11 protein-coding genes are annotated in these 13,143 nt (G+C 45.6%); 5 read left to right on the forward strand and 6 right to left on the reverse strand.

The features are described 5' to 3' along the window. Positions 1 to 30: 30 nt before the first annotated feature. The 4 genes from LEP1GSC047_RS07180 to LEP1GSC047_RS20805 form a co-directional block, all read right to left on the reverse strand. Entirely contained in the window at positions 31 to 477 is a 447-nt protein-coding gene (locus LEP1GSC047_RS07180) for a VOC family protein (protein ID WP_010411127.1), read from the reverse strand. A 70-nt stretch (positions 478 to 547) separates the two neighbouring features. Then, positions 548 to 982 (reverse strand): SRPBCC family protein, encoded by a 435-nt coding sequence (locus LEP1GSC047_RS07185; RefSeq protein ID WP_010411125.1) that lies wholly within the window; start codon positions 980 to 982, stop codon positions 548 to 550. After that, positions 979 to 1,308 carry an ArsR/SmtB family transcription factor gene (locus LEP1GSC047_RS07190; protein WP_010411124.1) on the reverse strand — a complete coding sequence of 110 codons (330 nt, stop codon included), beginning with the start codon at positions 1,306 to 1,308 and terminating at the stop codon, positions 979 to 981. The genes LEP1GSC047_RS07185 and LEP1GSC047_RS07190 overlap by 4 nt, the downstream gene beginning before the upstream one ends. A 992-nt stretch (positions 1,309 to 2,300) precedes the next feature. After that, positions 2,301 to 6,473: an adenylate/guanylate cyclase domain-containing protein gene (locus LEP1GSC047_RS20805; protein WP_010411107.1), complete on the reverse strand. Its 4,173-nt coding sequence runs from the start codon at positions 6,471 to 6,473 to the stop codon at positions 2,301 to 2,303. An 837-nt stretch (positions 6,474 to 7,310) separates the two neighbouring features. Here LEP1GSC047_RS20805 and LEP1GSC047_RS07205 point away from each other — a divergent pair. From LEP1GSC047_RS07205 to LEP1GSC047_RS07225, 5 genes are all read left to right on the forward strand, one after another. Next, positions 7,311 to 7,655 (forward strand): ArsR/SmtB family transcription factor, encoded by a 345-nt coding sequence (locus LEP1GSC047_RS07205; protein ID WP_039934400.1) that lies wholly within the window; start codon positions 7,311 to 7,313, stop codon positions 7,653 to 7,655. Then, positions 7,652 to 8,203 (forward strand): SRPBCC domain-containing protein, encoded by a 552-nt coding sequence (locus tag LEP1GSC047_RS07210; RefSeq protein ID WP_010411101.1) that lies wholly within the window; start codon positions 7,652 to 7,654, stop codon positions 8,201 to 8,203. The genes LEP1GSC047_RS07205 and LEP1GSC047_RS07210 overlap by 4 nt, the downstream gene beginning before the upstream one ends. A gap of 237 nt (positions 8,204 to 8,440) precedes the next feature. After that, positions 8,441 to 8,785, forward strand: a complete 345-nt coding sequence (locus LEP1GSC047_RS07215; protein ID WP_010411099.1) for an ArsR/SmtB family transcription factor — start codon at positions 8,441 to 8,443, stop codon at positions 8,783 to 8,785. Beyond that, the gene (locus tag LEP1GSC047_RS07220) at positions 8,772 to 9,245 is read left to right on the forward strand and encodes an SRPBCC family protein (RefSeq protein ID WP_010411096.1); all 474 of its coding nucleotides are present in this window, start codon (positions 8,772 to 8,774) and stop codon (positions 9,243 to 9,245) included. The genes LEP1GSC047_RS07215 and LEP1GSC047_RS07220 overlap by 14 nt, the downstream gene beginning before the upstream one ends. A gap of 55 nt (positions 9,246 to 9,300) precedes the next feature. After that, positions 9,301 to 9,729 (forward strand): GFA family protein, encoded by a 429-nt coding sequence (locus LEP1GSC047_RS07225; protein ID WP_010411095.1) that lies wholly within the window; start codon positions 9,301 to 9,303, stop codon positions 9,727 to 9,729. Here LEP1GSC047_RS07225 and LEP1GSC047_RS07230 read toward each other — a convergent pair. Both LEP1GSC047_RS07230 and LEP1GSC047_RS07240 read right to left on the reverse strand, forming a co-directional pair. Next, complete coding sequence (locus LEP1GSC047_RS07230; protein WP_010411093.1) at positions 9,719 to 10,954, reverse strand: lactonase family protein; 1,236 nt, start codon at positions 10,952 to 10,954, stop codon at positions 9,719 to 9,721. The two genes, LEP1GSC047_RS07225 and LEP1GSC047_RS07230, sit on opposite strands and share 11 nt — an antisense overlap. 543 nt (positions 10,955 to 11,497) lie before the next feature. Further along, positions 11,498 to 12,730, reverse strand: a complete 1,233-nt coding sequence (locus LEP1GSC047_RS07240) for a lactonase family protein (protein ID WP_010411092.1) — start codon at positions 12,728 to 12,730, stop codon at positions 11,498 to 11,500. Positions 12,731 to 13,143: the final 413 nt, after the last annotated feature.

Genomic DNA, 13,143 nt, shown 5'->3' on the forward strand with positions numbered 1-13,143 from the left:
AACGGAACTCCCGTCTCTTACCGGATTTCGTCATCGCTTGATCTCCTCTTTTCGGATTGCCTCTTTTACTTTTGCTACGTCCGGACCTTCTCCGGTTCCTTCGTACTTGGATAGATCCTCATCTATGCCGACCAGCCGGAACACCTGTCCTCCCGGAGCTTGGAAATAGAAATGAGGATCCGGAATCTCCAGCTTTCTCGCACCGAAGTCAAGAAGTCTCCGTTTCATTTCTTCCACGTTGTCGGATTTAAGCTCGAGCCAAATTGATTTTCCGGTACGTTGGAACTCACTCTCGTCGGCGTGGTCCCCGTAGAGAATTCCCATATGAAAGTTATCTCCCATTCGAATGTCGTCCGCATCCTCTCTTACTCTCATGAGATTGCAACCGAGGATATCTAGATAAAATCTACGTACCCTTTCCTTTTCCGCCCGCGGGACGATATGTGCTGTATGGTTTCCAAAAATTATCCTTGTCATAGTTGCTCCTTAACTTGCGCTTTAATTGCACCCTAGCGGTGGAAACCGCTAGGGTGATAGAGCGACCGAATTATTTTTTCTCACTTGAGACAGTCTCGAATTGCTTCGGGAAAATATCTAAAAAATAGTTCCAACCCCTTTCATGCGTTTTTACCTTATCTTCATTCGGAAGGTCCGAATGAAGCAGTGTCATGACCGTATTATCGCCTTGTTTCTTAAATGTAAGCGTAACTGTCGATTCCTCTCCTAAGGTGTACGGTGACACCCATGTATGTTGGATTCGATCTGGTCTCTGAATTTCCGTAAATCGTCCGTAATGAGGAGTTCCTTCTTTGGTAAGCCAGTAAAAGAAACCGTCTACTTCCGGATTTAAGAGAAGCTTATCAGCTATATTCCAGGGGTTGCCCGGAATTTTTGGGTTCAGCCACGCATCGAACACGTCGTTTGGCGGGGCAGGGATCGTTCGTTCGAATTTGAATTCAAGAGTCTTCTCGAATTTATTCATTTTTTCTTCTCCTGTTTGTTCTTAAAATAATGCTCGAACTGGTCGAGACGCTCGTTCCAGAACCGCTCATACTCATGTACCCATCCTACTACCTCGCGAAGCGGCTCGGCTCTAAAGGAGATGAGCACTTCGCGACCTTGCTTATCGCGCTTAATCAGCCCTGCACGCTCAAGCAACTTGAGATGCTTCGTGACAGCATTCAAAGCCACATCGAATTGTTTTGCGACATCGGTAAAGCGAGTAGGCCCGGATTCCGCTAGCCTCCCAATGATTGCTCGCCTGGAAGGATGAGAAATGGCTACGAGGACATCGGTTAATTGGTCCATTTTAACATTACACCATATGGTGTAATGTTTGGCAAGATTTTTTTATTCGAAACTGAAGTAAGATAGGTGAGTTTACGCCCGCCAAGGCGCCTGTTAGTTCAGAGATATTTATTATTTGGATGATTCTAACGCCGAAAGAAAATGTGGGCCTTCACTGAAGACCATGTCTTCACCCAAAAGCATTAAGTGGACGTTATATTTTATAGATTGAAACGATTTGCCTTAAAGCAGTAAGCCTCCCGGATAAATGCGATGCATTTTGTTTCAATTTCATCCTGCTCGATTATAGTTTGGAAAGAGCAAGCGCACATTCGATTTACCGCCCGTTTCAATTAATATAGCCCGCAAACGTTAGACACCGTTTCCTTTTTCCATTCTTTGAAATCGAGTCGTTGCTTCCAGTTATTAGGCGCCGTTTCGAAAGAAAATTGACCTCAGTATTGAGGTATTCGGTCTTTCAGAGGACAGAAGACAGAGGACTGAGGACAGAACATTGATGAGCGGAGTTTCCATGTTCCGGAGAAAAATTCCTGTGTTACAGGGGATCTTTCCTCTACTTCTGTAACATTTCCGAGATCGGGCAGCTTCTGTCTAGCGTGAGCGAAGCGAACGCGTCTGTCTTCAGTCCTCTGTCCTCTGGGAGACAGAACATTGACAAACGGAGTTTCCATGTTCCGGAGAAAAATTCCTGTGTTACAGCGGATCTTTCCTCTACTTCTGTAACTTTTCCGCGATCGGGCAGCTTCTGTCTAGCGTGAGCAAAGCGAACGCGTCTGTCTTCAGTCCTCTGTCCTCTGGGAGACAGAACATTGATGAGCCGGATTTCCATGTTCCGGAGAAAAATTCCTGTATACAGGGGATCTTTCCTCTACTTCTGTAACTTTTTCGCGATCGGGCAGCTTCTGTCTAGCGTGAGCAAAGCGAACGCGCCTGTCCTCTGACCTCTGTCTTCTGAAAGCGAACCCGGAGCAGTGTGACCGCCAACGCAGCTTCTAGGTAGCTTCCTTTAAGGTCAGATATCTCCGCTGAAATTCTTTATTGGGAATCTGTCCGTCATTATCGATCGTAAGTCCATCACGTAATCCTAATAGAAAATGCATTGCGACTTCTCCCTTGTTCTTAACGGGTATCGTTCCTCTATACTCCGTTTTGAAGAAGTCTTTAATCAATTCATAAGTGCTCTGAGAAATATTGATCTTACCCGGTTCGCCCGCCGATTCGAGTCGAGAAGCGGTGTTTACGGCGTCTCCCCAAACATCAAATGCAAACTTTTTCTTACCGATCACACCTGCAATTACCGGCCCCGAATGGATTCCGAGGCGCATTTCCCAAAATGGCAGCCCCAACTCTTTTTTAATCGACTGCATCTGATTCATAAACGCTTGGAATTCTAGTGCGGCTAAGCAAGCATCTATTGCGTGAGTTTGATTTCTCGCCGGCAATCCACCCACGCACATATAGGAATCGCCGATGGTCTTGAGTTTTTCAAGATTGAATCGATGCACAATCTCATCAAATTGTGAAAAGCAACCGTCTAGTTCTCGAATCAAATCCGCCGGCGACATCAGTTCCGCGATAGTCGTAAAACCTTTAAAGTCGGTAAATAGAATTGTCGCTGATTCATAAAGGATGGGACGAACCTCGCCTTTTTCCTTTAATTCTCCGGCAACCTCGGCCGGAAGAATATTGAGTAATAAGGAATCGGTTTTTTGCCGAGCCGCTTCCGTTTCTTGGAACAGATGCGTGCTATGAACCGCGCCGGCGATTTGTGTACAGAATCGTTCTATACTTGCAATCTCATCTTTCGATAAATCCCATGATTCGTCAAAGGCAGTAAACGCCATGATTGCGACCACTTTGCCTTGGATTAATAACGGGATCTGTAAAAAAGCGCTGTTCCCGAGATGTTCTTGAAATCCCCGGTCGATTTCGGTGACGTAACGAGCCCATCGATTTACATCGCTAACATAAAGAGTTCGAAGTCTACGGTAAGTGATGGTTAATGCGCATTCATCCTCAAGCCGGATACGTAAATTTTTTCCCCAATTTAAATTTTCCTGAGAGATACGTTTTTCGATTCCGGGGGAAAAACGACGAGGATACAATATATCTTTGTCCGAGTCGACGACCCAAAGCACGCCGTCTCTGATACCGAAGTTTTCCTCCGTATGTTTGAATACAAGATCCAGGACCGTATCGAGGTTCCCCGTTTCATTTATCCTTATCGCAAATTCATTCAGAGCTTCGATGTCTTTTCGGGCACTTTCCGTTTGGTCGAATAAATAAGTATTCCGAATGGCTCCCGCAATCTGATCACAGAAGGCCTGCACTCTATCTATGTCGCTGCGCGACAGATTCATCCGAGAGTGTCCGGATGTACACCAAATAATTCCGATCGTACGATTCTGAACTACGAGCGGAACAATGAGTAAGGATGCCAGTTCAAGAGTGTCGATAATTTGTTTATCGAGAGGATGAGGAATTTTGAAGTTCGTTCGAGGCAAGTAGAACGGTTGCTTCTTACAAAAGGTGCGCCAGAGTGTTCCGCCGGTCTCATCGAGCGGAATTTCCAAATTCTCGAAATATTCTCTTTGAGATTCGGTCCATTCCTCCGGATCGATCCAAGCCCTTTGAAAACGCAACGTTTTTCTTTTCTCTGCCAGTAGCGATAAGATGCAAGAGTTAATACCGAAGTTTTTTTGGATGAAGGAGAAAATCTCGTCGATTACCAAGTTGAGCTCGTTACTCGCATTGATCCGCCGAGTAAATCCGTTTAGACTTTCCGTTTCCTGGCGCGCCTTCTCGGCAGCGCGATGCGCTTCCTGAGTTTCCGCTATTAGGCGGGCGCTGTATAAGGCTCCGGTAATCTGCTCGCAAATTCTCACAATACGTAGGATCTCTTTTTCCGTGAGCGAGAGTTTTTGATCGTATGCGGTTAAGTTGAGAATTCCGATTACTTCGTTATTAAGAATCAGCGGTATTTGAAGAAGGGATTGCAAACGCCCGTGCATCGTGATCTGAAAATCGATTTTTGATAGCTTGTAGGATTCTCCGTTTAAGACATTGATTGCCGTTCGTTTAGTAGGAATTTCTTCCAAATAAAACGGAGTCATCCTAATAAACGTCTGGTAGAGAGTGCCGCCACTCTGATTCAAAGGCACCCGCAGTTGTTTAAAAAAATTGATATCCTCTTCCTGCATACTCGGAGGCACGAGACCACGGGCATATGCTTCCAATATTCCCGTTTCTTTTTGGACATGCATCAGCCAGATCGTATCGATATTCGTATGCCGAATCATAAAATCAAAAGCCGCTCGAAACAACTTATCCAAGTTCAGAGTGGAATTCAATAATCTGGCAAATTCATTCAGGTTCTCGACTTCCCGTGTCGTTTCTTCGGCGATCTCTTTTGCGGTGGCTAGACTTTCAAACGTGGCGTCCAATTCGGTTGAGATCGGCCGAGTTAAAAAAAAGGTAAGTTGATATCCGAGTAATAGAATAGGCAATCCGAACAAAAATATATATAGGGTTCTCGCAAACGCCGGAGCGTCGCCGTCAGGTAGCAAAGGGAAAACGAGAAAGAGAACGATCGGAATCATCAGGAGGGACAAAAGGGAAATTCTATGTCCGACACGTAGCGCTTGGTGTTCCCTTGAATCCCCGCCGTACTTCAGGACTCCGTACGCGAGTATTGCGGTCGGTAAAATAGTCAAATTACCGAGCGGATAAATCGGAATTCCGGTCGTAGCGGGAAGGTTCAGGAAAAGCATGATTGCGCTTAACACTAGGAATAGCACAGCGAAATTGCCGATCGAACCCGCGCCTTTTCTTCCGCCTGCTCTTTTCCATTCTCGTCCGACCATGATAAGACCTAAAAACGCAACGGCTCCGAAGACCTGAATTACCGGACCTGATGCAAGTATGCGTCCCCATGGAAATTCATAGTAGCCTACAAGTAGCCATGGAGAAAACGACAAAAAACTAAGTAAAATCGAGGAGAAATCGAAGATAAATAGCCATCGTGGCGGAGACCTTTTGAGCGCCACACAGGCAAATCGAATTTGTATGCACGGCGCGAGACAAAAAATCGCATAACACAATTGCGTTATACGATAACTAGCGAGGGATCCGGAAGATAGATTGGTCACAATATTCGAAATCAGCTGCGCCCCGAAAATAAACAGCGAGAATGCGCCTAGCTGATTTAAAGGAGATCCCGGGTTTGTGCCTCCTACCAAGATTCCGAGTCCGAAAACCGCAAGCGCAGAAAGAATCGGTACGAAAAGCCAAAGCGCTCCCGAGGACACGGCCAGATCCGCCGGCGTTAAAAGGCGAATAACCACCGCGGAAATCGTAAAGAAGATGCATGCGATGATAACATTGAGGAAATAGAATAAAATGCTTTTTTGAAATAGCAATACGCTTAAATTTAGGAAATCATTCCGAAAGACCCCGTACGCAAGGATCAGCATGGGAATAAACGAAAAGTTGCCGCCCGGAAATAAGGGAACTCCTATTAAACTGGGCAAATTCGAAGCCGATAGGATAATTAAAAGATTGTGACCGATTGCGAGCGTCCACTTTTCTTGGAGCGAATTATCCTTAAGATAATCGTAATAAGCTGGAACAACCACGACAAAATAGGACATCACTCCTATGATACCCCAAGGCTTAAGAAATCCCGAGGATACCGGGTACTTTCCGAACGAATACTGGATGAATTCTCCGGTAAATGCCCGATCCATTAAAATTCCGATGAGCGCAAGTCCGGCAGCAGCCCAATTTAGCCAGGCCGCCCATCGAACACTTTTATATCGATTTTCTAGAATTTCATCCACTAGATGGCAGCTCATCGGAGTGAATAAAAGAACGATCGGATAAAGTTCGGTATTGAGAGCGACTAACAGACTCTCATCCGGAATTACTGCGCGTAGCCCAAGCAGCAACCCTAACGTTCCAAAAGCAAGACAGCTGATTGCAAAGCTTAGAAAAAGATTACGATTTCCGGAATATCGTAACCGCGCAATTGCAGCCGTAAAGAGCACGAAGCCGACTATGAATGTCAGGAAACCCGGAAGGGAGTAGGGGAATTGATGCCAGAAATACTCTCCCGCGGACGGATACTCCGATAGAGTGGGCCAAAATTTGACAGGGTACGATTCCATCGATATGACTATAGAATTATAATCGAAAAATTCAAATTGTCGCCCTCGATTATAATTCTGGACTTTTTAGGAATGGCGTAAGAGCCAAAGGAAACGGAGATGCGCTTGATGAAAGGCGTGTTTTCCGAAAATTTCGGATTCTAAATAGGAAAAACGACATAAATTTTTGACATCGAATACCTCGAAACCTAATGCACCGGATTCAAAGTAGATTTAAGCGATCCAGAAAGCCCGGGACCGCAGAGCGCTCGTATCATGCCGAACTAAGGCGATGGACAAGGAAATAACGATTTGGAAATAATTTATTTCAGAATATAAAAGAGGAGGGGGTGTTTGAGCCAGGAGGCTTGTTGCGAAGAGGCAGAGATCGGCGTAAGCACGCTAAGCATTGACTTCGTTACCCGAAAGAGAAGGTGAAAATGGGATGCATCGGAGAAACGCTCATGTCAATAAGATGAGTCATTTTTAGAGCCGAGCATAGGGATAGAAGCAAGAATTAGGGTGACTTCGTTACATTTTAAGAAACGTGTCCGAAGAGATTCCGATGAATAGTCTCTCAAAATGGAATACGTTCTCAGGTTTTATTTTGAGTCTTTTCGAAATTCGGAATAGAGTATGTGCTTGGGTTATCTCCTAGCATTTTTAATCTCTTGAATGATCCAGCCATCAACGCAAGTCTCCTTCATCCATATCTTCTCGGGTTAATCGCCTCCGACCCGCATGCTTAGAAAATCTCGAGTCTTGCAAGAGGGAAAATCGCCGGATCTTTGTCGAAAAAAAAGAAAAATGATTGATATATTTCATTATATAGCTGTATATTTATATAATAAACTAACTATGAACCAGCTCGACTCCACCTTCGCAGCCCTCGCCGATTCCACTCGCCGCGCGATACTGATGCGTCTCGCAAAAGGCGAATTAACGGTCGGGGAGCTTGCTAAACCCTTTAAAATGAGCCAACCGGCCATTTCCCGCCACCTCAAAGTTTTGGAGCAGGCCGGTCTTGTCTCAACTGCGATCCGCGCGCAGGCTCGCCCACGACGACTGGAAACTGCCCCGCTTAAAAGAGCCACGGATTGGATCGAGAAATACCGCCAGATGTGGGAGAAGCGCTACCAGGTGCTCGACGGGCTACTCGAAGAATTGAAGGCCATGCAAACAATAGGAGACCAACAAACATGAAAGCAGACCAAAAAGAATTGAAGATAGAGCTTCGAGGAGAAACGGAAGCCGTGCTCACACGCTACTTCTCCGCACCGCGCAAATTGGTATTTGATTGCCACACCAAGCCCGAGCTGATGCGTCGATGGCTGATTGGCCCCGAGGGTTCAGTGCTTGAAACTTGCGAGGTCGATCTTAAGGTCGGCGGCAAATACCTATTTGTCTATGTAGATTCGAATGAAAACGAATTTTGCGTCTTTGGAACATTTCGGGAAGTGATCGTACCAGAGAAGGTAGCAAATACCGAGAATTACGCCACGGACATGTCAGCTTTCAATCCGAATGCCCCCGAAGATCCGAATGCTACCGTCGAGTCGCGCACCTTCACAACGAAAGGCGATGGAACCCTCATGACGCACGTATGTAAATTTTCTTCAGCCGAAGTGCGTAAGATGGTGCTCGAAACCGGTATGGTCGAGGGTTGGGCAGCATGCTGCCAGGAGCTCGATAAATTATTGTTAGAGCTCTTACAGAGGACAGAGGACAGAGGACTGAAGACTGAAGACTGAACATCGATGAACGAAGATTCCATGTTCTTCAAGAAATTCCTGTGTTACAGGGGATCTTCCCTCTACTTCTTTAACTTTTCCGAGATCGGGCAGCTTCTGTCTAGCGTGAGCAAAGCGAACGCGTCAGTCCTCAGTCCTCTGACCTCTGGAGGTATACGCTCTTTTTTCGTCCATTCCTGAAACCTATCCTTGAAATTTTCGTTGACATGCAGGTATTTGCCTGCATAATTCTCCTGTATGCCGAAAGAAATGAGAGGGGTTGACAAGGTGTTCAAAGCGCTGGCTGACCCGAACCGACGGAAAGTTCTCGATCTACTTTATGCCAATAATGGCCAACCGCTTTCGGCTCTCTGCGAACACCTTGATATGCAGCGGCAATCGGCGACCCAACATATTGACATCCTAATCGATGCGATTTTGGTAACGGTAGTTTGGAGGGGCCGAGAAAAACTTCACTTTATTAATCCCGTTCCGATTTACGAGGTCTATGAACGTTGGGTTAGAAAATTTGAACAAAATCGCTTACGATTTTTGCACGACTTGAAAGAGCAACTCGAAGGAGAAAACGATGGAGAAACCTAATTTCGTCTATGTCACGTACATCGCTAGCACACCGGAAAGGATATGGAACGCATTAATCGATACGGAAGTAACGCGCCAATATTGGTTTGATCCAACCAGTGATAAACCGGCACACGAAAACGTTTCAACATGGGAGCCTGGTTCGGAATGGAGGCATGAGCGTATCGATGATGCAAGAACGGTCGACATCGTCGGAAAGGTTGTCGAAAGCAATCCTCCGAATCGCCTAGTTCTTTCCTGGGCGAGACCGAGCGAGGTTGAAGAAGAATTAAAACATTCGCGGGTAATATTCGATATCGAGTCTCATGGGAATGGTCTGGTTCGTTTGGTTGTTACCCACGAGGATTTAGACCCTCAAATGCATGCGGGAATCTCCAGGGGTTGGCCTATGATTCTTTCGAATCTCAAAACATTCTTGGAGTCAGGTCGCGCTCTATCACGGAACATTTCGGCGGCCTAATATTTTGAGACGCTGAGCATTCGATTTTTTTAAAACTTTCAGATGGAGAACAAATATGGATCATCCCTATTCGGGCGGATGTGCTTGCGGCGCGATTCGTTACGATATTTCCGACGAACCGATATTTATGAACGATTGTCAGTGCCGAGACTGCCAACGAATGAGCGGCACCGGCCATGGGTCCTATCTGACGTTTCCATCTCGGGCAGCCGTAAAGCTTACCGGCGAAGCAACGCGGTTTAACATGCTTGGCGACAGCGGCAATACCAAGACTAGCGGCTTTTGTCCAAAGTGCGGCTCTCCCGTGTATATGACGTTTGCCGCAATGCCGGAACTATTTACGGTGCATGCTACAAGTCTTGATGATCCGCGTCGATACAAACCTCAGGCTGTGACATACGGTGCGCGCGGTTATGCTTGGGACCATACCGATCCCACACTGCCGAAGTTCGAAAAAATGCCTTCGCCGAGATCTATTGACTGACCGCTACTGCGTACGGGCCCGAGCCGGTAGCGAAGCTTGAATTAGCAAACGTTCCGTAAAAATAAGCGCCTGTGATCGCGTTAAAAACGGTAACTGTGTTCGATCCTTGATTCGTCACATAAACCGCATTCATCGCGGCGCTAACGGCGACGCCTTTAGGATTCGTACCGGTTGCAAAACTGGAATTAGCAAGAGTCCCGTTCAGATAAGCACCGGTGGTTGCATTAAAATAAGTCACTGTATTGCCAAAATAATTCGTAACGTACAAAATATTCGCGGTCGGATTTACGGCTACTCCGACCGGGCTATTCCCGGTCGCAAAACTGGAACTGGCGAGAGTCCCGTTTAGATAAGCGCCGGTGGTTGCATTAAAATACGTCACCGTGGTGGCCCCGTTATTTGCCACGTATAAAATATTCGCAGTTGGATTCACGGCTACTCCGGATACACCTCCTCCCGTCGTAAAGCTTGAAGCGGCAAGAGTTCCATTTAGATACGCACCGGTTGTGGCGTCGAAGTAGGTCACGGTGCTCACATTATTATTAGTTACATAGATCAGATTTGCGGAAGGGTTTGCCGCAACGTAAAATGGATAGGATGCTGTCGTAAAACTTGCACTTGCGAGACTGCCGTTCAAGTAAGCCCCCGTTGCCGCATTCAGATAGGTTACCGTATTGGACCCGCTATTCGCGGCATAAATCAAATTGGTATTCGATTTGAATGCAATTCCCTGCGTGTATGTTCCTGTAGTAAACGTCGAATTTGCAAGAGTTCCATTTAGATACGCGCCGGTGATTCCATTGAAGTAGTTGACGGAACCTGATCCGTAATTGGCCACATACACGATCGGTCCAGTCGGATTTACTGCGACGGCTGCCGGATTTGTTCCGGTCGTAAACGTTGAATTTGTAAGCGTCCCTAAAAGATAGTTTCCGGTGTTTCCATTAAAGAAAGTTATAGAATTGGAATTGTAATTGGCTACGTAGAAATAAACCGGACCCGTTCCACCTAAGGAAAGAGAAGTACAGGTCGGGATTTGATCGCTGATTACGGATTTTAGTAGGGCGATCTCCAGGAAATCCTTGCTATACCGGTCGCAAGGATTCGCGGCGGGGGATTTACAAGACGATCCGCAGATAAAAGAAAGGATCAGTGGAATTAAATAATATTGAATCGTTACCCGCCAAATGCAAAACTGTCGGCATTTATGGATCATCAAACTCATGAAGGCCCCCAAGACCGATAATTCTGTCTTAGAATATTCAATCGGTCGACTTGGATTATAATTCTGGTCGAATTTATTCCCGATTCTATCGATTTTTAGGGTAAACGCCTAGTAAAACAGCTTCCTTTAGAATTGCGGAAAGTCTAGGAGGGAATATTGTTTTGGCTCCCTTTCCTATGATTCGAATAAATCCTTCCAATACGCAGACGGATCCATTCCTGGAAACGTTCGCATTTTGAACTAAAGAATTCTATCCTGCATTACCAATCTCTTCTTCCGGACAACCCAGAGAGGTCAATTTTTTTTTTCGATCAAAAAGGGGTCAATATCATTCTCGACCAGATTCGTATTCAAGTACAATTTCGAATGGTCCAAAATATAAGAAGCCTTTCCCGCCTAAGAGTAAGACGAAACGTAAGCGATCAAAGTAAGCCCACGGTTGGATAACGATCGTATCATACCAAACTTAGGCGCTGGAAAATGAAATGAAGAGTCGGTACGAATCTATTTTGACGATTAAATCATCCTCTGCGAGCCGAGAGGCTATTGACTAACCGCTACTCCGATCGGAGTCGATCCCGTAGCAAAGCTTGAATTTGCCAATGTTCCGTAAAAATAAGCGCCTGTTATCGCATTAAAAACGGTAACTGTGTTCGATCCTTGATTGGTAACATAAACCGCATTCATCGCAGCGCTAAATGCGACTCCTCGAGGATTCGTACCGGCAGTGAAACTGGAATTGGCGAGAGTCCCGTTTAAATATGCGCCGGTAGTCGCGTTGAAATACGTCACCGTCGAACTGCTGTTATTTGCCACGTATAAAATATTCGCTGTTGGATTCACGACTGGTCTAACCGGACTAGATCCTGTCGTAAAACTGGAATTGGCGAGAGCCCCGTTTAAGTAAGCACCGGTGGTTGCATTGAAATAAGTCACCGTATTGGCAGAATTATTTACAACATATAAAATATTTGCACTTGGATTTACGGCTACTTCGTAAGGAGTAGATCCTGTCGTAAAACTGGAATTAGCGAGAGTCCCGTTTAAATAAGCGCCGGTGGTTGCATTGAAATACGTCACCGTCGAACTATTGAGATTTGCCACGTATAAAATATTCGCTGTTGGATTCACGGCTACTCCGACCGGATTAGATCCTGTCGTAAAACTGGAATTGGCGAAAGTCCCGTTTAAATAAGCGCCGGTGGTTGCATTGAAATAAGTCACCGTGGTGGTCCCGTTATTTACCACGTATAAAATATTCGCAGTTGGATTCACGGTTACTCCCTCCGGAATAGATCCCGTCGTAAAACTGGAATTAGCGAGAGTCCCGTTGGTATAAGCGCCGGTGGTTGCATTGAAATACGTCACCGTCGCACTACTGTTATTTGCCACGTATACGATCCGCCCTGTCGGATTTACTGCGACAGATTTCGGATTTGATCCGGTCGTAAACGTCGAATTTGCAAACGTCCCGAAAAGATAGTTTCCGGTACTTCCAGTAAAGAAAGTGATGGAATTCGAATTGAAATTGGTTACGTAGAAAATCGGACTCGTTTGGCCTAAGGAAAGAGAAGTACAGGTCGGAATTTGATCGCTGATTGCGGATTTTAGTAGGGCGATCTCCAGGAAATCCTTGCTAGACCGGTCGCATGGATTCGTAGCGGGGGACTTGCAAGACAACCCGAATAAAAAAGAAAGAATCAATGAAACTAAAGAATATCGAATCGTTACCCGCCAAATGCAAAATTGTCGGCATTTATGGATGATCCAATTCATGAAAATTTCCTAGAACTGTAATTCTGCCCCAGAATATTCGATCGGTCGACTTGGATTATAATTCTGGCCGAATTTATTCTCGATTCTATCGATTTTTAGGATGAATTACTATAAATGAGAAGCGCGGTTCCGTAGCAGGAACGTAGCTGGGACTTATTTGTCTTTCGGCTAAGTTCGGTTGCGTTCTTTTGAAATTCTTAAATCGTATCGGGGATTTACGGGATCTGCCGCCGCTTTTATCTTTCTTTCCTGCATTTCCATGTCGCTAGACCGGGAGAACTCCAAGATCGTAGACGGAATCTAAGAGCTTGTCCCGAAACTACTTGAAAACCATTCTGATGAGAATGAGAGTAAAAATGATTTTGATATGGAGAAATAATTATTTTCTTTAAATTCCCGACACGTTTTAGCAG

Source organism: Leptospira inadai serovar Lyme str. 10 (genome assembly GCF_000243675.2).
Classification (GTDB): domain Bacteria; phylum Spirochaetota; class Leptospiria; order Leptospirales; family Leptospiraceae; genus Leptospira_B; species Leptospira_B inadai.

What these genes read in the sequence shown, in the direction of transcription:
- LEP1GSC047_RS07230 (WP_010411093.1), bottom strand. Translation starts at nt 10,954, where the DNA reads ATGAGTTTGATGATCCATAAATGCCGACAGTTTTGCATTTGGCGGGTA.
- LEP1GSC047_RS07225 (WP_010411095.1), top strand. Translation starts at nt 9,301, where the DNA reads ATGGATCATCCCTATTCGGGCGGATGTGCTTGCGGCGCGATTCGTTAC.
- LEP1GSC047_RS07205 (WP_039934400.1), top strand. Translation starts at nt 7,311, where the DNA reads ATGAACCAGCTCGACTCCACCTTCGCAGCCCTCGCCGATTCCACTCGC.
- LEP1GSC047_RS07210 (WP_010411101.1), top strand. Translation starts at nt 7,652, where the DNA reads ATGAAAGCAGACCAAAAAGAATTGAAGATAGAGCTTCGAGGAGAAACG.
- LEP1GSC047_RS07180 (WP_010411127.1), bottom strand. Translation starts at nt 477, where the DNA reads ATGACAAGGATAATTTTTGGAAACCATACAGCACATATCGTCCCGCGG.
- LEP1GSC047_RS07220 (WP_010411096.1), top strand. Translation starts at nt 8,772, where the DNA reads ATGGAGAAACCTAATTTCGTCTATGTCACGTACATCGCTAGCACACCG.
- LEP1GSC047_RS20805 (WP_010411107.1), bottom strand. Translation starts at nt 6,473, where the DNA reads ATGGAATCGTACCCTGTCAAATTTTGGCCCACTCTATCGGAGTATCCG.
- LEP1GSC047_RS07190 (WP_010411124.1), bottom strand. Translation starts at nt 1,308, where the DNA reads ATGGACCAATTAACCGATGTCCTCGTAGCCATTTCTCATCCTTCCAGG.
- LEP1GSC047_RS07185 (WP_010411125.1), bottom strand. Translation starts at nt 982, where the DNA reads ATGAATAAATTCGAGAAGACTCTTGAATTCAAATTCGAACGAACGATC.
- LEP1GSC047_RS07215 (WP_010411099.1), top strand. Translation starts at nt 8,441, where the DNA reads ATGCCGAAAGAAATGAGAGGGGTTGACAAGGTGTTCAAAGCGCTGGCT.
- LEP1GSC047_RS07240 (WP_010411092.1), bottom strand. Translation starts at nt 12,730, where the DNA reads ATGAATTGGATCATCCATAAATGCCGACAATTTTGCATTTGGCGGGTA.